The sequence below is a fragment of the Leifsonia sp. TF02-11 genome (assembly GCF_017565305.1).
Classification (GTDB): Bacteria; Actinomycetota; Actinomycetes; order Actinomycetales; family Microbacteriaceae; genus Leifsonia.
The window spans coordinates 51,249-71,356 of record NZ_JAGEKP010000014.1; the positions used below are offsets into that span (position 1 = coordinate 51,249).

Consider the following 20,108-nt stretch of genomic DNA (forward strand, 5'->3'; position numbering starts at 1 on the left):
AATACCTTCCATGGAAGCTAACATAGCTTCCATGGAAGATAAATGGCGCTGGATCGCCGTCACCGCGATCGCGCCCGTCGCCTGGGGATCGACCTACGTCGTCACGCGGGCGGTGCTTCCCGACACACCGCTGTGGGGCGCCGTTCTGCGCGCGCTGCCGGCCGGGCTGCTGCTCCTCGCCGTCGCCCGCCGGCGCCCGCACGGGGCGTGGTGGTGGCGCGCGTTCGTGCTCGGGGCGCTCAACGCGGGCGGGTTCTTCGTGCTCGTGTATGCGGTGGCCCGGCTGCTGCCGTCCGGCATCGCGTCGACGGTGATGGCGACGTCACCACTCGCTCTGATGGGATTCGGCTGGATGCTGCTGGGCCAGCGGCCACGGGCGCTGTCGCTGGCGGGTGCCCTCGCGGGTGTCGCGGGAGTGGCGGTGATGCTCTACGGGGGAGGCTCTGCGGTCGATCCGCTCGGGCTGGTGGCCGCGGTCGCGGCAATGCTGCTCTCCGCGGTCGGTTATGTGCTTGCGACCCGATGGAACGACGTCGACGTGCTGTCGTCGACGGCCTGGCAACTGGTCGCCGGCGGCGTCCTCGTGCTGCCGTTCGCGGCGGTGGTGGAGGGCGCGCCGCCCGCGCTCGACGCTGCCGCGATCGCGGGGTTCTCCTACGTGTCGCTGGTCGCGACGGCGCTGGCCTACCTCGCCTGGTTCGCCGGGATGCGCCGCCTCGGCCCCGCCGTCGTCGGCCTGGTGGGGCTGCTCAACCCGGTCACCGGCGTCGCGCTGGGCGCGCTCGTCGCCGGGGAGGCACTCACCTGGCGACAGCTCCTCGGTCTCGCGATCGTGCTCGTCGGAATCGGGGTCGGCCAGGTCTCGAGAGCCGGTCAGGCGGCGCGAAGCAGTCGAACGACACGAGTTGGCACGGCGCGCCGCCGTCGTGACGACGACCTGGATCAGTCCGCGAGCGCCTCCAGGAAGCCGCGCGTCGGCACGAAGAACGTCGTGCCGGTCACGGCCGTCGAGAAGTCGAGGATGCGGTCGTGACTGCCGACCGGGTCGCCGACGAACATGCGCTCCAGCATCTTCTCGATCACCCACAACCGGCGTGAGTAGCCGATGAAGTAGGTGCCGAACTCGCCCTGGCCTGGGCGTCCGAAGGGCATGTTGTCGCGCAGGATGTCGTGCTCGACGCCCTGGTCGTCGGTGATGGTGGCCAGAGTCTTGTGGGCCTTCTGGCCGTGTTCGACATCGTCGAGCTCGATGTTCTCGACCTTCGTGCGGCCGATGACGTCCTCCTGCGACGGCACGGGGAGACGGTTCCACGTCGAGAGGTCGTGGAGGTACTTCTGCACGACGACGTAGCTGCCTCCGGCGTGCACGGGATCCTCGTCGCCGACGATCGCGGCCTCCGCCATGTCGCCTCCCGTCGGGTTGGCGGTGCCGTCGACGAAGCCGAGCAGGTCGCGGGCGTCGAAGTATCGGAAGCCGGTGACCTCGTCCTGCACCGTGATCGCGTCGCCGAGGAGGTCGAGCAGCTGCCGCTCGAACTCGAAGCAGAAGTCCCCGCGCTCCGCCCGGATGTGGAACAGCAGGTCCCCGGGACTCGCGACCGCGGTGTGCACGGCGCCGCGGATCTCCGCGAACGGATGCAGCTCCACGGGCGGCGCGACGTCGGTCAGCCGCGACCAGAACTGCGCTCCGATACCGATGTTGCACGACAGGTGCGCGTTCAGGTCGCGGAAGCCGACGGTCTTCACGAGGTCGGAGATGCTCGAGATCACGTCGCGCGCTGTCGCGAGCGCGTCGGGTGTGTCGGCCACCGTGACGACGAGGAAGACCGCTGCGCGCGAGAGCGGTGCGTCCACGCTCTGCGGCTCGATCGGGACACGCTGCCAGGGGTGATCGCCGGTGCTGTTCGCCATGCGCCCACTCTGCCGGATCCGCCCTGCGGGCGGTAGCACCGCGCCGCCGCTCTGCTGTGGATCCTCACACGCTCGATTGGCCATCGCTGCGAAACCACTGATAGCGTCGAAGGCGGACCGGGGCGCCGAACGGCATGGCGCACCGGGTGAACCAGCCCGCGATCTCGGGCCGTGTGGCCGCACAGGTGGCCCGGCGGGATCGTATGGTCGGCTGGCATGGGCGCACCCCGATGGTCGCGCCTGCGATGGCGATTCGCGTGGAGGGTCCACGCTCGAGTCGTGCTGCCGTCGCCGCATGCCTCCGGCCCGGGCGCAACAACTGTGCGTGACTCGCGGGGGCGAGCACGCCGGGGAGTACAGAGTTGAGCGACACGATCGCCGTCGAGGCGAGGAACATCTTCAAGGTCTTCGGACGCAAACCGCAGGAGGCGGTGCGCCGCCTGCGCGACGGCGCCACGAGAGGCGAGGTGACGGGGCTCGGGACGGCCGCCGTCATCGATGCGGGCCTGACGGTCCGGCGCGGCGAGATCTTCGTCGTGATGGGACTCTCCGGCTCGGGCAAGTCCACGCTGATCCGGCTGCTGAACGGGCTGCTGGAGCCGACCGCCGGCGAGGTCGCGGTCATGGGGACGACCATCACCGGGCTGCCCGCGAAGCAGCTGCGGGAGGTCCGCAGGAAGCACATCTCGATGGTGTTCCAGCACTTCGCCCTGCTGCCGCACCGCACAGTGCTGGACAACATCGCCTACGGGCTGGAGGTGCAGGGCATGCCGGTCGCCGAGCGGCGTGCCCGCGCGGCCGAGATCCTCGGGCTGGTCGGTCTGGAGGGCTGGGGCGACAAGCTCCCCTCCGAGCTCTCCGGCGGAATGCAGCAGCGCGTCGGCCTCGGCCGGGCGCTGGCCGCCGACACCGATGTGCTGCTGATGGACGAAGCGTTCTCGGCGCTCGATCCGCTGATCCGCCGCGAGATGCAGGAGCAGCTGATCGAGCTGCAGGGCTCGCTCGGCAAGACCATCGTGTTCATCACGCACGACCTGAACGAGGCGATGTTCCTCGGCGACCGCATCGCGGTGATGCGCGACGGCCGGATCGTGCAGACCGGCACGCCGGAGGAGATCCTCACCGACCCGGCCACTGACTATGTCGCGAGCTTCGTGCAAGACGTCGACCGCGCCCGCGTGCTGACCGCGGCGAGCGTGATGGAGCCGGCCCGTGCGCTGGTGACGGTCGCGGGAGGCCCGCGTGCGGCGATGCGGACCATGCGCGACCTCCAGACCTCGGCCGCCTTCGTGGTGGGGCAGGGGCGCCGGCTGCTCGGTGCCGTCCGCGACCGCGACGTGATGCGACAGGTGCGCGACGGCCGTTCCGACCTCACCGAGGCGATCACTGAGGACATCGCGACCGTGTCGCGCGACGAGGTGCTCAGCGAGCTCGTCGAGCCGGCCGTGGGAAGCGCCCTCCCCTTGGCCGTGGTCGACGAGCACCACCGCCTGCTCGGGGTGATTCCACGGGTGACACTTCTGGCCGCGCTCGGCAACGTCACCAGCGACACGACAGAGATCCCGGTCGTGGTCGAACCACCGGCGACCGTGCCCGCCGACGCGATGACGCTGGCCCTGCGCGAGACCGCCGGCGACGAGGCGGGGGTGCTCGCATGACCGCCTTCGCACTCGAGACGACCAAGGTCATCCCGCTGGGGGAGTGGGCGACCAGCGTCGTCGACTTCGTGACGACGACGTTCGGCGGCCTGTTCGACGTCATCCGCGTGGTGTTCACCGGTATGTACGACGGCGTGGACTGGGCGCTGCAGACACCGCCGTTCTGGGGCGTCATCCTGATCTTCGCGATTCTCGGGGTCTGGCTGCGCGGCTGGGTGTTCGGCGCGGGCACCGTCCTCGGCCTGCTGCTCATCGCCGGCATCGACCAGTGGTCGAATGCGATGGACACGCTCGCCCTGGTGCTCGTGTCCGCCGTGATCGCCGTGGCGCTGAGCCTGCCGCTCGGCATCCTCGCCGCCCGCTCGAAGACGGCCTCCGCGATCATCCGGCCGGTGCTCGACTTCATGCAGACGATGCCCGCGTTCGTCTATCTGATCCCTGCGCTGATCCTGTTCCGGGTCGGAGTGGTGCCCGGCATGGTCGCCACGATCGTGTTCGCGATGGCACCGGGCGTCCGGCTCACCGAACTCGGCATCCGCGGCGTCGACTCCGAGCTGGTGGAGGCCGGCAAAGCGTTCGGTTCGCCGCCCGGGCGCATCCTGCGGCAGATCCAGCTGCCGCTCGCGATGCCATCGATCCTGGCCGGCGTCAACCAGGTGATCATGCTGTCGCTCTCGATGGTCGTCATCGCGGGCATGGTCGGCGGCGGTGGCTTGGGCCGTGACATCGTGCAGGCGCTCAGCCGGGTGGATGTCGGGCTCGGCTTCGAGGCGGGCGTCGCTGTGGTGATCCTGGCGATCATCCTCGACCGGCTGACCGCTGCGGCCGGCCGGGCACGGCTCCGGATGCCGAAGCGGGCACTGGCCGTGCTCGGTGCCGGCCTGCTCGTGGTCATCGGTGGAACGGCCGTGACCGCGGCCTCCACCGCGGGCGGCGACAAGGGGACGGTGAAGGTCGCCGTGTTCAACGGCTGGCCCGAGGGCGAGGCGGCCTCCTACCTGTGGAAGCACGTGCTCGAGAAGGAGGGCTACACGGTCCGGTTCGAGTACGCCGACGCCGGCCCCGCCTTCGCCGGTCTCAGCACCGGCGACTACGACATCGCGTTCGACGGCTGGCTGCCGACCACGCACGCCCAGTATCTGAAGACGTACGGCAAGAACCTGACCGACCTCGGCGCCTGGAACGACGAGGCGAAGCTGACCATCGCGGTCAACAAGGACGCCCCGATCGACTCGCTCGACGACCTGGCGTCGCACGCCTCGACGTTCGGCGACCGCCTGGTGGGCATCGAGCCAGGCGCCGGCCTCACGGAAGCGGTGCAGCAGAAGGTCATCCCGGGATACGGCCTGCAGAAGCTCGACTTCGTGACCTCCTCGACCCCGGCGATGCTCGCCGAACTCTCGAGCGCCATGAAGAAGGGCGACGACGTGGCCGTGACGCTCTGGCGGCCGCACTGGGCCTACGACCAGTTCGACCTGAAGGACCTGAAGGACCCGAAGGGCGCACTAGGCGCGGCCGAGTCGATCCACTCGATCGCGAGCACGGACTTCCCGAAGCGGCAGCCGCAGATCGCCGAATGGGTGAAGAAGTTCCGGATGAGCTCCGACCTGCTCTACTCGCTCGAGAACGCGATGTTCAACAGCGGCGCGGACTCTGGGCAGTACGACCGCATCGTGGCGAAGTGGATGGACGAGCACGCCTCGTACGTGGACGGCCTGACGCGGTAGCGCCGTAGGCTGGCAGCATGAGCCTCCCCGCCGGCGACACCGCCGTCACCTACCCCGACGGCGACCTCGCCTCGATCGGGACCGTGCTGCACGTGCAGTCCCTCGACGACGGGCGCACCGCCGTGCTCCTCGACCGCACGGCGTTCCACGCGGTCGACCCGGTCTGGCCGGACCAGCCCGCCGACGAGGGCGCCCTCGTGGTCGACGGGCGCTCCGTGCCCGTCGTCGGCGCGGTGGTCGGCGCGACCGACGGAACGACGCTCCATGTGGGCGACGCCCCGGTGCGCACCGGCACACCCGGCTGGGCGTTCGTGGTCTGCCACCTCGTGGAGGATGCCGCCGGAATCGAGCCCGGCGTCACGGCTCAGGTGGAGGTCGACCCTGAGCTGCGGCGCGCGCTGTCGACCGGGCACACCGCGTGCCACCTGGCGTCGCTCGCCCTCGACGATGCGCTCGCCGCGCTGTGGACCAAGGAGGTCCCGCTCGACGGCAGGGGCAAGCCGGCCTTCGACCAGCTCGCGATCGCTTCCTCGCGCATCCTCCCCGACGGCTCGGTCGATGAGTACCGCATCGGCAAGAGCCTGAGGAAGAAGGGTTTCGCCGCCGCCGAACTCCCCGCGGCGCTCGCCGGGGTGACCGAGGCCGCGAACGCGCTGCTCGCGCAGTGGGTGGCCGCCGCCGACGACGTGGCAATCTCCATCGAACGCGACGGCGACGGGCTGGGCGAACGCCGCCGCTGGCGCGCGAGCCTCCCCGACGGCACTGTCGAGATCCCGTGCGGAGGGACGCACCTGCGATCGCTGCACGGTCTCTCCGCGATCCACGTCGACCTCGACTACGACGCCGAGGCGTCCTCCCTCACGATGCGCACGACCGTGCGCAGCTGACCGACGTCGTCGACGTGCGCTAGTGCGGCAGGAACGGCAGCGCGACCGCGATGCCGGCCAGGGCGACGGCGAGCACCCAGCCGACGCGCACCAGCTGTGCGGTGCGCACCTCCCGCTCGATGAGGGCGAAACGCTCGATCGTGTCCGCAGACGACTCGGCCGGTCGCCACGTCGCCGGGTCGTCGAAGAGCCGGGCGACGGCGGCGACGGTCGCGGCGTCCACCACGGTCGGACGGCGGGTCAACCAGCGCAGCAGCTCCTCCGACCGGAGCACACGTACGCGCCGCGGCTGCTGCCGCACCGTGACCTCTTTGGCCCCGACCAGCACGACGAGCGCCGCCACCGGCGCCACGAGGCCGGCCTGAGCGAGCACCCCGCGCACCCGCGAGGCCTCCAGGTCGGAGTTGCGCAGGTACGGCTGCTTCTGGCCGGCCACCATGACCGCGCGCTCGGCGACCCAGACGCGCTGACCGCGGTGGTGCTTCGTGTTGATGACGAACACACCCGCCGGGCCCACCACGACGTGGTCCACGTCGGCGACCGCGCCGTTCTCGTCCGGGCGGGTACCGACGGGCACGGCATGGAAGACGCTCCACCCGTCGGGGAGACGCTCCAGGAGGGCGCCGACCTCGCGCTCGCCGAGAGCGCCGGCGAACCACGGCTCGGTCTCTGCGCCGAGCGGACGCGCCCCGAGCGCGCGGGCGAGCGGCGACCGCGGGGGAGACTGGGTGTGCAACCGCACCACCTGCTCCATCACCGCCGCCCCGGGGGCACGGTCGCGCATGCGCCTCGTGCGCCGTCCGTCGTCGTCCATCCCTGACAGCGTAAAGACGGCGAACCGTGCCCTGAAGTCCCCACAGAGGGACGAAATCCGCCGCCTACCCCTGGCCGGGTGCCCCCTCGGCGCGGGGCAGGTCACGGGTCTCGTGAGCATCGTCCGGGCGGTCGTCCTCCCGGCTCGGCCCGTCACCCGCGAGCCGCTCTTCGAGCGACTCGTTGCGGGCGGTGATCTCCTCGAGGGCGTCCTCTGGTGTCTCGCCGAGTTCGGACACCCGGTCGGCCAGGTCGTGCGCGTCGCGCGGCTCGTCGTGTCGGTCCGTCATGCCGAGCACTGTACGCCGCCGCGCGGCGCTGGCGGTCGGCAGGGGCGGGCGGCGGACGACGATGTCCGGATAGGCAGCCCGCCGTCGAGTGAGAGGACTACGATTCCGCACATGAGCCGCATCGAAGCCGGGATCGTCGCTTACACCCTCTCGTCGGACTACTACGCCCAGGTCGGCGCCGACTTCGACACCGAGGCGGTGGACGACGCCATCCTCGCCGAGCTCAACCGCAAGCTGCCCTCGGGGATCGTCGTCGAGCGCAGCGGCAAGGTTCTGGCCGACGAGGAGCTGGCAGAGGTCGCGCGTTCGCTCGACTGGCCGGCGCTCCTGCAGCAGATCGACGTGGATCAGATCCTCGCCGATCACGCGCGCTGATTCGACGCCCTGACCGTGTCGTAGGCGGCGAGAGCCGCGCGCCGGGTCTCGGCGAGGTCGACGACGGGCTTCGGGTAGTCGGCGCCGTCCCATTCCGGCACCCAGCGGCGCACATAGTCGCCGTTGGGGTCGAACTTGGTGCGCTGGAGCTCGGGGTTGAACACGCGGAAGTAGGGCGCGGCGTCTGCCCCGGAGCCGGCGACCCACTGCCAGTTGAACGGGTTGCTCGCCGGGTCGGCGTCGACCAGGGTGTCCCAGAACCACTGCTCGCCGAGCCGCCAGTCGATGAGCAGGTTCTTGGTGAGGAACGACGCAGCTACCATCCGCACACGGTTGTGCATGGTGCCCGTCGTCCAGAGTTCGCGCATGCCGGCATCCACCAGGGGGATGCCGGTGCGACCCCGCTGCCAGGCGTGCAGGGTGCTGGGGTGCAATCGCGGCCAGGGGAAGGCGTCGTACTGGCGGTGGATGTTGACGGCCGCGACGTCGGGATGCTCGAAGAGGGTGTGGTAGGCGAACTCGCGCCAGCCGAGCTCGGACAGGAAGACGGCGGCGCTGTCGGCGATACCGCGGTCGCGCCCGCGCGCGGCGGAGGCGGCGTGCCAGACCTGGTGCGGACTGAGCTCGCCCCAGCGCAGCCGGGGTGACAGCCGCGAGGTGGCGTCGACGCCCGGCACGTCGCGGTCCTCGCGGTAGTGCGCGAGGTCGTCGCGGACGAAGTCCGCCAGGTCGTCGTGCGCGGAACGCTCTCCCGGCTGCCACGCGTCGCGGAGGCCCTCCGCCCAGTCCGGTCGCGTGGGCAGCAGCCCGAGGTCGTCGATGCGGAGGCCATCCAGCGGGCGGGCCGCTCGGAGCTCGTCGGGCGCCGCCAGAGGCGTTCGCGGCGTAGGCGCCGACAGGCAGGCCCGCCAGAACGGAGTGAAGACCGAGAAGGCCGTGCCGGATCCGGTGCGGATCGTCCACGGCTCGAAGAGCAGGTTCGCACCGAAGCTCTGCGCGTCGAGGCCGGCCTCCCGCGCCGCCGACTTCACGGCGGCGTCGACGGCGCGCTCCGCACCGCCGTAGCGGCGGTTCCAGAACAGCGCGGCGGCGTCGAGTTCGGCGACGAGAGCCGCCAGCTCGGTCTCGGCCGCGCCGCGACGCACGAGCAGCCGGGACCCGCGGTCGCGGAGCTCCGCGTCGAGGGCGAGGAGGCTGTGATGCAGCCACCAGCGGGAGGCGCCGCCCGGCGGCCGCAGGCCGGGGGAGACGTCGTCCCAGAGGTAGACGCACACCACCGGCCTGCCGCTGCGCACAGCGGCGTCGAGGGCGGGATTGTCGCCGACCCGCAGGTCGTCGCGGAACCAGACGACCGCGGGCCGGCCGTCGCTCGCGGCGCGGTCGCTCACAGATCGAGCGTGTCGCCGGGCTCGAGCGCGAAGAACTCCCCGCCGCCCTGCTCGGTCGCCCAGCCGATGCGGGCGTTCGACATGTCCTTGCCTGCGCGCGAGAGCACCATCTCGTGCGTGGGGAAGCTGCGCTTCGGCTTGGTCGCGAGCACGTAGTCGATCGTCTCGGCGATCTTCAGCCACGGCGCCCCGGCCGGGACGGCCAGCACGTCGACCTCCACACCCTCCGGGATGACGAACGAGTCGCCCGCGTAGTACAGCTCGTCGTTGATCAGCACGCCGAGGTTGTCGACGACGGGGATGCTCTCGTGGATGACAGCGTGCCTCCCGCCGAAGAAACGGAGGGTGAACGGGCCCGCCTCCACCGTGTCGCCTGCGTGCACGACGGTGATGTCGAAGTCGGCGGCTGCGCGGGCCACGCCCTCCGGCGCGAAGATCGGCACGTCGGGGTTCAGCTCGAGGACGCGCTTCAGCTGCTCCGGCGTCCAGTGGTCGGCGTGCTCGTGGGTGATCACCACGGCGGCCGTTTCGGCCGTGTCGGTCAGGGGGGAGGTGAACGATCCGGGATCCAGGAACAGTTTCTTGCCGGAATGTTCGAGGAGCAGGGCGGCGTGTTCGAACTTGGTGAGTCTCATGGCTTCATCATCCTCCAGCTGTGTCATAGTCGTGGTCTATGCCAGTCTCCCCTCGGACCGTGGTCGTCGCGGTCAACCCGATGGCGTCGTTCGGCCGGCGCCGCGATGTCGGACCCCGGGTCGTCGAGAGACTCCGTGCCGCCGGCCACACCGCCGTGGCGGTGGACGAGGCCAACATCGAGCTGCTGCGCCGGGAGACGGCACGGGCCGTTGCGGCCGGGGCGGACGCGCTGGTGGTCGTCGGGGGAGACGGGATGGCGAACCTCGGCATCAACATCGTCGCCCAGACCGAGATCCCGCTCGGGATCGTGCCGAGCGGCACGGGCAACGACCTCGCCGACGGCCTCGGCATCCCGACCGACGACAGCGAAGCGGCGATCGACCTGCTGCTCGCGGCGCTGCAACGCCGACCGCGCGTCATCGACGCCGGCCTGGTCCGGCACGGAGAGCTGCACGCCGAGCTCACGACGTGGTTCGGCTGCGTGCTGTCGGCCGGATTCGACGCGACCGTGAACGAACGCGCCAACCTGATGACGCGCCCGCGCGGCCGCAGCCGCTACGTCTTCGCGCTCCTGCGCGAGCTCGCGACCCTCCACGCCCGCCCCTACCGGATCGTGGTCGACGGCGAACAGCTCGCGACGGAGGCGATGCTGGTCTCCGTCGCCAACAACCGCTCCCTGGGCGGCGGGATGCGCATCGTGCCGCACGCACAACTCGACGACGGCCGGTTCGACCTCTTCGTCGTGACGGCGATGTCGCGTCCCCGATTTCTGCGGCTCTTCCCGAAGGTCTTCCGCGGCGAGCACACCGGGCTCGAGGAGGTCTCCTTCCGCCCGCTGAGCACCGTGCGCATCGACGCGGACGGCGTGATCGCGTACGCCGACGGCGAGCGGATCGGCCCGCTCCCCGTTGAGGTCTCGATCGTTCCCGGCGCGCTCCGAGTGCTCGCCTGAGCCTCGCCGGAGCCGGCCCGCGACACTCCCGGGATGACCCGCTCGTTTTGGAGGTAGACCGTCATCTGTGGCATTATCGATGAGTTGCAAGACGGCCCCATCGTCTAGCGGCCTAGGACGTCGCCCTCTCACGGCGGTAACGCGGGTTCAAATCCCGCTGGGGTCACCATCGCCCGCTTCCCTTGAATTTCAAGGGAAGCGGGCTTTTTTCTTACTCGGCAACGGGTAAGTGGCAACACTTTGGCAACATTCGATCTCATAGCTGCGTCATCCGGGGCGATGGCAACGGCGTCCAGGTCATCTTCGAAGAGGTCGGCGTAGACATCGAGGGTGATGCTGGCCGAGGCGTGGCCGAGCATCCGCTGCACAGCTTTGACGTTGGCGCCGGCGGACACGGCGAGGCTCGCCGCTGTATGCCGCAGCTCGTGAGGTGTCAGCGTCTCGAGCCCGATCGCGGCCGCTGCGGGATCGAACCAGCCGTTTCGGAAGGTGTGATTCCTCAGCCAGATCTTCGTCCGACTACCGTAGAACACGGGATCGTCTCCACTACGGCCTCTGGTCTGCGACCTGAGCGCGTCTACCAAGAAGGCTGGGATGGGGATGGAGCGGTGCTCGTAGTCTTTGGGCGGCTCGATCCGCTGGTAGCCCTTGTCGGCCTCGACGGTCTGCTGGACAGTGAGCCGCTTTCGCGCGAAGTCGATGTCTCGCACACGGAGCCCTGCCAATTCTCCCCAGCGCAGCCCGCAGTACGCCAATGTGAGCACGAGGATGTCGTAGCCGTGCTCCGAGCCCTTGGAGCGGTCGCCAACGGCCTGAGCGAGCGCGGCGACCTGATCGTGGGTGAGATAGCGCTTGATGGCCCGTACGCCTCAATGCTTCCCATGGCACCCCCTACGAAGAATGCACTGATCCACCGACACCACGTCGACCGATTACGTCGTTCTGCATGAGCAGAGTCTTCTCTCGCCACCGGAACGCGCTTGCAGGTGCGAGCCGGCTACACGACTGCGTCGATCGTGTCCCGTCAACTCGGCGAGAGTGAGGGGCAACAGTCATCTGCGAAACGGGTCTGCCACAATTCCGGTTATGGACAGCTCTTACCTGGTAGGCGTCGAGCTTGACGATGACGAGCGACGAATGTTGCGGGCCGCGATGTTGGAATGGATCGGTCCTGCACGCCCCACCCTGCCGCTGGTCATCGCCATGGGGTTCGACGGACTGGATACCTTCTCCGATGAGGTCATGCGGCTGCGCTCTGCTCTCGAGCACCGGGCTGCGATGACCGTCCAGGATTGGCATCGCGTCCTGATGGGGGCCGAGATCGTATTTGTCAGCGATGTAGTGGGTTCAGGCCTCGACTGGCCGATCACGACGGGCTTCAGCGATGCGTCAACGATCGCAATGCTTCGCGCCATCCAACGGAAGATGCCCCGTTGGCGTGGCAGCGTCCAGTTCAACATCACCGAGGGCGGACAGGCCGTGATTGCAAACCCGGAACGACCAACGGCGTAGGGTTTCTTCCAGCCAGGATCCCGCACGCTATGAGGCCTTGCTCCCTGGTCGCACCGTGTTGGAATCCGATCGGCAACGTTCGTCTTGCCGTTCACAGCATCCAACCAACGTTGTCTCTCAAGGCTGAGCGCACCGTCGGCCGCCGTGCGATTGCGCATGGCGAAAACGCCGCATGTTGGCCCGATGAATAAACAGCGCTCTGGAGGTGTCGCCGTGCAGCGCTCCTTGTTGGGGTCGTCGGCGCGAGCGTTGCGCTTGTCCGGCCGTTGGTCGCCGGCCTCTTCGGTCTCCCTGGGTGGGTGCTGGGGATGGCCGCTCCAGGAGCGGGCGCAGTCATCTTCAGCGCCGGAGGCTTATGGGTGGCTGCGGAGGTTATTCAGCGTCGCGCGATCGCTACATAGGTTTTCGCGACGGAGGTTCATCGATCGGATCGGGAGCAAGACGCACGCTGAGCGATCCGATGATTGCCAACCACCCCCACACAGCTCCGAGCATGGGTAGCAAATCGCGGCAGAGTTCATCTGAGCTAGCCCGCGACGATCCCCGAGCGTGCGTGCATCCGCTAGCTGGGCGAGCTCCCGGATACCTATCGGGATCGGAGGCGAATGAAATATACGACAGATGGAATATACCCGATCGCCAGTACGCCGCTGAGGATAAGTAGAGCCCACTCCAACCAACCGATACGTCCGCCACCCGGGATGGTCAGCAGCCGAATCAGGAACAGCGTTGCCCAAATCGCCTCAAGGGCTATCGCAAGAGTGAGGCTAGAAGCGGCGACATACCACGGGCGTCTCGTTGGCAGCTTGAGCACCGGGGCAGGGGTGCCTAGACCCACATGTTCGGTTCCGGACTCGTCATCCGTCATGCCGTCCACCGTACTCGCGGCGGTAGCGCATGGGCCGTGGTTGGGTGAGTTCGATCGTGATTCTGTGGGTGGCGTAACCCGCGATGAAACGCGTGGTGATTAGGGCTCAACTGCGACGCAAGTTGGGCGGTGCCCTCACTCAAATTCCCCCGATTTGGCATGCAACCCGGTTTACACGCGACGCCTGTCGTTTCGGGCAGTGTGAAGCGCTCCACATAAAGTGCCTACGTGCATCGACTTCTCTCTTGGTGTCGTTCCTCTTGGTGTCATTCGCTCTTGGACCCTTTCTCCTTTCGTCGCTCGCTTGTGTCTCCATCCCTTCCTTCCCTCCGTCTGTCCCTCTCATGTCAGGTCTCGTCTCGTTTCCCTCGCGTTGTCTGTTGCCCCTTCGTTCCGATGCCGAGGCCTGGTCGACCCTCATGAGGGCACCGCGATTCGCTGTCCGCCGGTCGCGTGCGACCTCCCGCTCGCAGCGCGCGTGAGGCGGCCCCCGGACAGGGCATCCCGATGCCGCGTTGGTCACCGCTAGCGTTGGCGAGGTGCCCCGCCTCGTTGCCTTCGCCCAGACCGAGCTCACCACGGACTTCGCGATTCTCCGGGTGAGTCAGCCCGAACGGGACGATGTCCTCGGCTTCTCCTTCGCGACGACGGCATCAGGGGTAATCAGTCTCGGTCCTGGGAACAAGAACTCTCGTGTAAGCGTCCGGGTGGAGCGTTGGGACTCCCGGCCGCCGACCCTTGACGGGTGGGAGGACCTCGACGACATGCCCTTCTTGGAGGTCCCCGGGGCCGGCCCGCTCGTGATCGCCGGCTTCGATCCGGGCGAAACGTCGCTCGAGATCGATGGTCTAGGGCAGTCTCGGGTGCAGGTGTACGCAAACGGGCGTCACCGGTACCATTACGGCTCGCCCGTCGACGTCGATACGCTGCCGCCCGAGCAATGGTTGCTGCGCCTCTACCCCTCTGACGACGCCGATCCGCTCGTTGGCGGGCCTCGGAGAAACGCGGGCGACGGGGGACTGAGATCCTTACCGACGAACCTCTGGAACGCTGTGCTGCGCAACCTGCGCAGCACGGGGTGGAGTGATCTGCTGTTCCAAAGCGCGTTCGGAACGCTCGAGCAGGCGCTCTGGTCTGCGGGAGGTCCGGTTCCGCGATCGGAACTGGCGGCGTTAATGGTAGGGCACATGCGGCCCGGCAAGAAGGGTGGCCTGGACTCCGAATCGCGATGGCTTGGATACGCGCCCGTGCGTCACGAGGAACCGGACGTCCTCGCCTCACTGACCGGCCGACACTTCACGGTAACGGTGGGGGACGCGATCGACGCCGTGCTGGAACTTGGACTGCTGCTGATCGAACGGCGCGGTGGCGAACAACTGCTTCTGATCAACCCCGCGCCAGAGCCGGCGTGGGAGCGCATCGAGATGTCGGGTGAACGCCTGCGGCACGCGCGGCTCCGCGCGGGCCGCGACCACGATGAGATTGCGACCGACCTCATCGCTGCTATCGCCTGGTGCGGCGAGGCGGGCCTCACCGCCACGCCTCGACAGATGGCCATCCGTTGGGCGGCGAGTGTAAACGAGGTAGTCGGTGGTCTGCGAATCCTCGGCGGCGGGGGCCAGCTGGAACCGGGCAACAACATCGAGTTCGACTCGGAATTCGATCCCGACGAACCCCTCACCCTGCGTCGGAAGTCGACCTCGTAGGGTGCCGTGCTGTCGAACGGTCGGGCACGTAATTGGACATCTCATGCAGTGCTCAAGCCCGGTTGGCCTCGGGCTCAGCGTGAGACCAACGGTCGCACTTCCCGCGCACAGCAGCGTTGCTCCCTGAGCATCCGCCTCAAGGGTGCAGCTTTGCTGCATCGCGAAGCGACGCGCGGCGCCCTTGACCCGGACGCTCAGGAAGCAATCACTAGCTGTGGGTCTGTCGGATCAAGAGGGCATTCGGGGGCAGGCCCCACGCGGCACTCCTGGCGATGTGGCAACAAAATGGCAACAACCGAGCGAGGATTCGTATCGTTTGCGTGATTTACCGTGATCGCGGATCCCGCTAATTCACTGGGATCGCGGGCTCCTGTGCCCAAAGTCTCGTCGTGCCTGACGCCCTCTCACGGCGGTAACGCGGGTTCAAATCCCGCTGGGGTCACCATCGCCCGCTTCCCTTGAATTTCAAGGGAAGCGGGCTTTTTTCTTACCCGGGCGCCACCCCACTAGCATCCACGCTGTGCAGGCCGTGCCACACGTCGTAAAGCCGAGGCTTTCTGAGCATTGCCGCAACCTGCATCCGGGTGATGGCAGCGTCGCGGGGGAGTAGCTGCGGAAGCAGGGTGTCCGCCAGATGAAGTAGGCCGACAGGGCTTCGTCGCAGCAGCACGCCCACGATCGGGGACAGCAGCATCACAGTGAAGAGGGTCACGACGGCGGTCGTCACCATCGTGTGCGTCGATGGTCCCGGCGCAACGAGCGCGGCCACGCCGACGATTCCCGCGGCGGCACACACCGCGATCAGCACGCCGAGGACGACGTTCCGCACGATCACGACGCGGGCATATCGCGACGCGACGGCGGGGCCGAACCGATCGATGCGTTCCCGACGGGTGCCCGGCCGATTGCGGGCGGCGATGAACAGTTGCGCGAGCCGATTGCGCTCGTCCAGCTCGTCGACGGGGATCACACGCCATCCGCGGCGCTCCACCAAGCGTCGGAGGCGGGCCGGGCTCGCCGCCTCACCCGCCGCTCGCCCGAGACGCACCCTGGCGCCCTGCTCGTCGACAAGCTGCCGAACCGCCAAGGCGGCCGCGACCCGGGCGTGACGCCGGGCTGCGGAGAACCCTGCGATCGCACCCGCCCACAGCAGGATGCCCGCGAGGATCACGAACGCGTCGAGGGGACCCCATGGATCCTGCTCCGTCGGGGAAGAACGCAGTCCGACGGCCAACCGGATCAGCGGGAAGACGCCGACGCCGAGGCTCGTGAACGCGGCGACGGTCAGGCACCGTGCACGACGCTGGTGCCAGCCGACATCCTCCAGAAGGAGCGCCAGTGCGCCCGCATCGCCCATGCCGTCAGTGTAGTGACGGTCGTCGGCGGCTCTGTCTGCCACGTCCCGTGGGGTGTTGCCGGCCGAGAGGCGCCGATCACGATTGCCGGCCTCTGCGTGACACTGCGGAGCGACATCGCGTGCAGCGCGCACCGGGTCAGGAGGGGGCCGTGGTGATGGAGTCGTCGACCTTCGGCAGGCCGAGAGGCTTCTCTCACAGCTGCGGCCCGGCGCAACCTACGTCATGCAGTTTGCCGGAACGGGAGGATTGCCTGAACTCGTGCGCGCCACGCCCGCGCAAAAGCGGGACCCGCGCGGGTGCACTGAGGAGACGGCGGGGTCGCCGGCTCAGCCCGCGGACTGCGTACGCCGGTACGTGCTCGGGGTGAAACCGAGCGTCGCGCGGAAATCGTTCGTTAGGTGTGCGTGGTCGGCGTAGCCCAGCTCGTGTGCGAGTGCGGTCAGATCGAGGCTCGGATCGGCCCGGAGCTGTTCCGCCGCCTCCTGCAGTCGCCTGCGCCGGATCAGGGCGGCGGGCGGAAGGCCGACGTGGGTGGCCGCCAGGCGTTGCAGCGTCCGCGTGGACACGTGGAGGCGAGCGGCGAGGTCGGGGACGGTCAGCAGCGCCGGATCGGCCTCGACGAGCTCGACCATGCGGTTCGCGAGGACCCCCTCGTCGGTCGGCTCGCCCAGCCGCTCCCGCAGCCAGGCGGTGAAGGCCGAGATCGCGGCGACACGACGCTGCCCGGGAGCCGCGCCGCTCTCCATCGCCGCACGGACGACCGCGGCCAGCTCGGGATGGTCGACCCGTCGATAGTCGTCACGGAGAGCTGTCGCGTCGCCGACCAGCTCCGGAACGGCCGCGGGGCGCAGCAGCGCGCCGACCGCCCAGCCCGTGCCCGACAGGTCGCGGTACGACGCGCGGGTGGTCGGGCCGGAGATCGCCACCGTGCCGCCCTCGACCACGAGATTGCACGCCGGGAAGCCCACGACGTGTTGGCGGGAGGCGCGACCCGGTTCGATGTCCCACTCCGGAATCCAGAACCAGCGCACGAACACCGCGAAGTCGCCCGCCACTGGCTCGCGATGGAAGGTCGGCAGCCGCGCCGGATAGAGCACTCCGCGTGTCGAAGGGGGATCGACGGTCACGCGTTCACCCTATCCGCCCCCACCTGGCGCGAATCTTCAAGCCGGGCTCCCGGACAGGTCCGTAGATTCGGCCCATGACGACAGCAGCACACGGCGAGTACACCGACCACGGCACCCCGATGGGCGCCAGCAGCATCACCCCGTTCCTCGTGATCCCGAACGCCCGCGACGCCATCGGCTTCTACCGCGACGTGTTCGGTGCCCGCGTGGTGGACGTGACGGAGCAGGGCGGTCTGGTGGCCCACGCCGTCCTCGACTTCGGGCACGGACTGCTCCAGCTGGGCGAGCCGATCCCCGACTACCACCTCGTCGCTCCGCCCGCGGGCGACGACGACTGCTACTCGCTCGGCCTCTATGTGCCCGACGTGGATGCGGTGGTCGCAGCGGCCGAGGCCGCGGGAGCGACCGTCCGCGAGCCCGTCGCGGACTTCGTCTCCGGCGACCGGTACGCCAGCATCCGCGATCCGTACGGCATCCGCTGGTCGATCATGACCCGCGTCGAGGACCTCTCCGAGGAGGAGAGTGCCCGTCGCGTCGCCGAGTGGGCGGCGACGCTGGGGTGAGCCGCGGCCGTCACGGCAGCCACTCCTCCGGATACCGGTCGCGGATCCGCTCGGCGAAGTAGCGCCCTGCGGACTCCGCGTCCGCCAGTTCCCGCCAGACGTGCGGCGGCACCAGCCGGTAGCGGTAGACGCCGCCGCCGGCGAATTCGATCTCCAGCACCGCGGTCTCCGGCTCGTACCCGGCCGACACGATCGCGGTGCTGTCGAATCTCACGCGTCGCATGGGCCGGACCATACACCCCGACCCGGTAGAATGGAGGTCTGCGAAGGGGAGTATCCCGAAGGAGCCGAACGGTTCCGCGCTGTGAACGTCATCACGGTCCGTCTGGGCCCGGGCACAGCGGCACCGAAGAGTGTGGGAGAGACTTTCGGGTCCGTCGTGCACCCCTTCGAAAGGTTCTCTCCGTTGGAACTCGCCCTTCCCCTCTGGTTCGAGGTCGGCAGCTTCGTCGTCCTCCTGCTCGTCCTCGCGTTCGACCTGCTCATCGTCTTCAAGCGTCCGCACATCCCGAGCCCGAAGGAATCGGCGCTCTGGGTGTCGTTCTACATCGCGCTCGCGCTGATCTTCGCGCTGCTGATGCTCGTCATCGGCGACGCGGAGCACGCGGGGCAGTTCCTCGCCGGCTGGCTCACCGAGTACAGCCTGAGCATCGACAACCTGTTCGTCTTCGTGATCATCATGAGCAGGTTCGCGGTGCCCAGGAAGTACCAGCAGGAAGTGCTCATGGTGGGCATCATCCTCGCGCTGATCTTCCGCGGCGTGTTCATCCTGCTCGGCGCGAGCCTGATCGCCAGCTTCAGCTGGATCTTCTACCTCTTCGGCGCTTTCCTGCTCTGGACGGCCTTCAACCAGGCGTTCGGCGACCACGACGACGAGGGTGCCAAGGACAGCCGGCTCATCCGCTTCGCGCGCAAGCGGCTCAAGGTCTCCGATCAGTACGAGGGCAACAAGCTGCGCACCACGGTGAACGGCCGGCGGATGTTCACGCCGCTGATCATCGTCTTCCTCGCCCTCGGCACGACCGACCTGCTGTTCGCTCTCGACTCGATCCCCGCGATCTTCGGCATCACCCAGAGCCCGTTCATCGTCTTCACGGCGAACGTCTTCGCGCTGATGGGACTGCGGCAGCTCTACTTCCTGCTCGGCCACCTGCTCGAGAAGCTCGTCTACCTCAAGTACGGGATCGCCTTCATCCTCGCCTTCATCGGCGTCAAGCTCGTCTTCCACGCGATGCACGAGAACGAACTGCCCTTCATCAACGGCGGCGAGCACATCGAATGGGCGCCCGACATCAGCACCTGGACCTCCCTCGCCGTGATCGTGGGCGCCATGGTGGTCGCGACGGTCGCTAGTCTGGTGAAGCTGCGCATCAGCGGCAGCACCGTCGGCGACGCCATCCACGGGGATGACGAGGCCGCGGAGGACGATACGACCATCGAGGCCGCTCCGGCCCAGTCCACTCCCGACACGACTGCACCGAGCGACCCCGGCACGGAGGACCCCCGCACATGACTTCTTCCGTCGACGTGAGCGCCCGCAGCGATATCGGTGCGGTGCGCCAGGTCAACGAAGACAGCTACCTCGCCCAGGACCCGGTCTTCGTCGTGGCGGACGGAATGGGCGGCCACGCTCGCGGGGACGTCGCCAGCCGGACAGCGGTGGAGAGCCTATCGCGCACCCTCGCCGCCGGCACCGCGCCGACTCCCGACGAGGTGATCACCGCGATCGACGAGGCGAACGCCGCCGTGCGCGCGCTCTCCGACGCGGAGGAGACCGGCGCCGCGGTCGCCGGCACCACCCTCACCGGCGTGGTCCGGGTGCGCGTGCCCGAGCGGGCGGCGGAGGAGTGGATGGTCGTCAACGTCGGCGACTCGCGCGTCTACGCGTGGGACGGGCGCAGCCTCGAGCGCCTGACCGTCGACCACTCGGCGGTGCAGGAGCTCATCGACGCCGGTCTGATCACCCCGGAGCAGGCGGAGAAGCATCCGGAGCGCAACGTCATCACTCGTGCTCTCGGCGCCGAGGACTTCGTCGACGCCGACAGCGTGTTCGTGCCGGGCGACGCGGTTCCCGCCTTCCTGATCTGCTCTGACGGGCTGACCAGGGAGTTGAGCGACGAGACGATCGCGGAGGTCCTCGCAGGCGACCCGGACGACCCCGCTGCCGTCCTCGTCGAGGCCGCCGTCGCCGCGGGCGGCCACGACAACGTCACGGTGCTGTTCGTCCGCCCCCGGGGATGACGCGCGGTCCCCACGACGGCGGTGCGCCTGCAAGTTCGGCGTCCGGCCGGGTGATAACCTGAATCCGTGTTCGCGGGTCTTCTCCTCCTTAGCCGC

General features: G+C 68.7%; 20 protein-coding genes and 1 tRNA gene. 12 read left to right on the forward strand and 9 right to left on the reverse strand.

Features of this window, described 5'->3' with window-relative positions; all coding sequences use genetic code 11:
* Window positions 1–31: 31 nt before the first annotated feature.
* Window positions 32–1,033, forward strand: coding sequence for a DMT family transporter (locus tag JNB50_RS17250; RefSeq protein ID WP_243768612.1), 1,002 nt, complete (start codon window positions 32–34; stop codon window positions 1,031–1,033).
* Here the strand turns inward: JNB50_RS17250 and JNB50_RS17255 are convergent.
* Window positions 943–1,911 (reverse strand): Dyp-type peroxidase, encoded by a 969-nt coding sequence (locus JNB50_RS17255; protein ID WP_208041406.1) that lies wholly within the window; start codon window positions 1,909–1,911, stop codon window positions 943–945. The genes JNB50_RS17250 and JNB50_RS17255 overlap by 91 nt on opposite strands.
* Before the next feature lie 362 nt (window positions 1,912–2,273).
* Between JNB50_RS17255 and JNB50_RS17260 the strand changes: the two genes are divergently transcribed.
* Genes JNB50_RS17260 through JNB50_RS17270 form a run of 3 tightly spaced genes read left to right on the forward strand, consistent with a single transcriptional unit; the run spans window position 2,274 to window position 6,183 of the window.
* Complete coding sequence (locus JNB50_RS17260; protein ID WP_208041407.1) at window positions 2,274–3,569, forward strand: glycine betaine/L-proline ABC transporter ATP-binding protein; 1,296 nt, start codon at window positions 2,274–2,276, stop codon at window positions 3,567–3,569.
* Window positions 3,566–5,296, forward strand: coding sequence for an ABC transporter permease/substrate binding protein (locus JNB50_RS25820; protein ID WP_208041408.1), 1,731 nt, complete (start codon window positions 3,566–3,568; stop codon window positions 5,294–5,296). The genes JNB50_RS17260 and JNB50_RS25820 overlap by 4 nt, the downstream gene beginning before the upstream one ends.
* Before the next feature lie 17 nt (window positions 5,297–5,313).
* The gene (locus JNB50_RS17270; RefSeq protein ID WP_208041409.1) at window positions 5,314–6,183 is read left to right on the forward strand and encodes a metal-dependent hydrolase; all 870 of its coding nucleotides are present in this window, start codon (window positions 5,314–5,316) and stop codon (window positions 6,181–6,183) included.
* A gap of 19 nt (window positions 6,184–6,202) precedes the next feature.
* Here the strand turns inward: JNB50_RS17270 and JNB50_RS17275 are convergent, their stop codons facing one another.
* Window positions 6,203–6,997 (reverse strand): nuclease-related domain-containing protein, encoded by a 795-nt coding sequence (locus JNB50_RS17275; RefSeq protein ID WP_243768613.1) that lies wholly within the window; start codon window positions 6,995–6,997, stop codon window positions 6,203–6,205.
* Window positions 6,998–7,061: 64 nt separating this feature from the next.
* Window positions 7,062–7,286 (reverse strand): hypothetical protein, encoded by a 225-nt coding sequence (locus JNB50_RS17280; RefSeq protein WP_208041410.1) that lies wholly within the window; start codon window positions 7,284–7,286, stop codon window positions 7,062–7,064.
* A 111-nt stretch (window positions 7,287–7,397) separates the two neighbouring features.
* Between JNB50_RS17280 and JNB50_RS17285 the strand changes: the two genes are divergently transcribed.
* On the forward strand, window positions 7,398–7,661 hold the full coding sequence (locus JNB50_RS17285; RefSeq protein ID WP_208041411.1) for a hypothetical protein: 264 nt from the start codon (window positions 7,398–7,400) through the stop codon (window positions 7,659–7,661).
* Here JNB50_RS17285 and JNB50_RS17290 read toward each other — a convergent pair.
* Window positions 7,649–9,049: a deoxyribodipyrimidine photo-lyase gene (locus tag JNB50_RS17290; RefSeq protein WP_208041412.1), complete on the reverse strand. Its 1,401-nt coding sequence runs from the start codon at window positions 9,047–9,049 to the stop codon at window positions 7,649–7,651. The two genes, JNB50_RS17285 and JNB50_RS17290, sit on opposite strands and share 13 nt — an antisense overlap.
* Entirely contained in the window at window positions 9,046–9,684 is a 639-nt protein-coding gene (locus tag JNB50_RS17295; RefSeq protein WP_208041413.1) for an MBL fold metallo-hydrolase, read from the reverse strand. The genes JNB50_RS17290 and JNB50_RS17295 overlap by 4 nt, the downstream gene beginning before the upstream one ends.
* Before the next feature lie 38 nt (window positions 9,685–9,722).
* On the opposite strand from JNB50_RS17295, the gene JNB50_RS17300 reads away from it, so the two are divergent.
* On the forward strand, window positions 9,723–10,637 hold the full coding sequence (locus tag JNB50_RS17300; protein WP_208041414.1) for a diacylglycerol kinase family protein: 915 nt from the start codon (window positions 9,723–9,725) through the stop codon (window positions 10,635–10,637).
* A gap of 93 nt (window positions 10,638–10,730) precedes the next feature.
* Window positions 10,731–10,806, forward strand: a tRNA-Glu gene (locus JNB50_RS17305).
* Here the strand turns inward: JNB50_RS17305 and JNB50_RS17310 are convergent.
* On the reverse strand, window positions 10,766–11,494 hold the full coding sequence (locus tag JNB50_RS17310) for a site-specific integrase (RefSeq protein WP_208041525.1): 729 nt from the start codon (window positions 11,492–11,494) through the stop codon (window positions 10,766–10,768). The genes JNB50_RS17305 and JNB50_RS17310 overlap by 41 nt on opposite strands.
* 229 nt (window positions 11,495–11,723) lie before the next feature.
* Between JNB50_RS17310 and JNB50_RS17315 the strand changes: the two genes are divergently transcribed.
* Together JNB50_RS17315 and JNB50_RS17320 are read left to right on the forward strand one after the other, a co-directional pair.
* A complete protein-coding gene (locus JNB50_RS17315; RefSeq protein ID WP_208041415.1) occupies window positions 11,724–12,149 on the forward strand; it encodes a hypothetical protein in 426 nt (141 codons plus the stop codon).
* Between the two features lie 1,407 nt (window positions 12,150–13,556).
* Window positions 13,557–14,723: a hypothetical protein gene (locus tag JNB50_RS17320; RefSeq protein ID WP_208041416.1), complete on the forward strand. Its 1,167-nt coding sequence runs from the start codon at window positions 13,557–13,559 to the stop codon at window positions 14,721–14,723.
* Between the two features lie 487 nt (window positions 14,724–15,210).
* Here the strand turns inward: JNB50_RS17320 and JNB50_RS17325 are convergent, their stop codons facing one another.
* Together JNB50_RS17325 and JNB50_RS17330 are read right to left on the reverse strand one after the other, a co-directional pair.
* Window positions 15,211–16,080, reverse strand: coding sequence for a hypothetical protein (locus JNB50_RS17325; RefSeq protein WP_208041417.1), 870 nt, complete (start codon window positions 16,078–16,080; stop codon window positions 15,211–15,213).
* A 327-nt stretch (window positions 16,081–16,407) separates the two neighbouring features.
* A complete protein-coding gene (locus JNB50_RS17330) occupies window positions 16,408–17,208 on the reverse strand; it encodes an AraC family transcriptional regulator (RefSeq protein ID WP_208041418.1) in 801 nt (266 codons plus the stop codon).
* Between the two features lie 74 nt (window positions 17,209–17,282).
* On the opposite strand from JNB50_RS17330, the gene JNB50_RS17335 reads away from it, so the two are divergent.
* Window positions 17,283–17,771: a glyoxalase/bleomycin resistance/extradiol dioxygenase family protein gene (locus JNB50_RS17335; protein WP_208041419.1), complete on the forward strand. Its 489-nt coding sequence runs from the start codon at window positions 17,283–17,285 to the stop codon at window positions 17,769–17,771.
* Between the two features lie 10 nt (window positions 17,772–17,781).
* On the opposite strand, the gene JNB50_RS17340 is transcribed toward JNB50_RS17335, so the two are convergent.
* Complete coding sequence (locus JNB50_RS17340) at window positions 17,782–17,994, reverse strand: KTSC domain-containing protein (protein WP_208041420.1); 213 nt, start codon at window positions 17,992–17,994, stop codon at window positions 17,782–17,784.
* 183 nt (window positions 17,995–18,177) lie between these two features.
* Here JNB50_RS17340 and JNB50_RS17345 point away from each other — a divergent pair, with 183 nt between their 5' ends.
* Entirely contained in the window at window positions 18,178–19,284 is a 1,107-nt protein-coding gene (locus JNB50_RS17345; RefSeq protein ID WP_208041421.1) for a TerC family protein, read from the forward strand.
* Entirely contained in the window at window positions 19,281–20,012 is a 732-nt protein-coding gene (locus tag JNB50_RS17350; protein WP_208041422.1) for a PP2C family serine/threonine-protein phosphatase, read from the forward strand. Before JNB50_RS17345 ends, JNB50_RS17350 begins: the two co-directional genes overlap by 4 nt.
* Window positions 20,013–20,108: the final 96 nt, after the last annotated feature.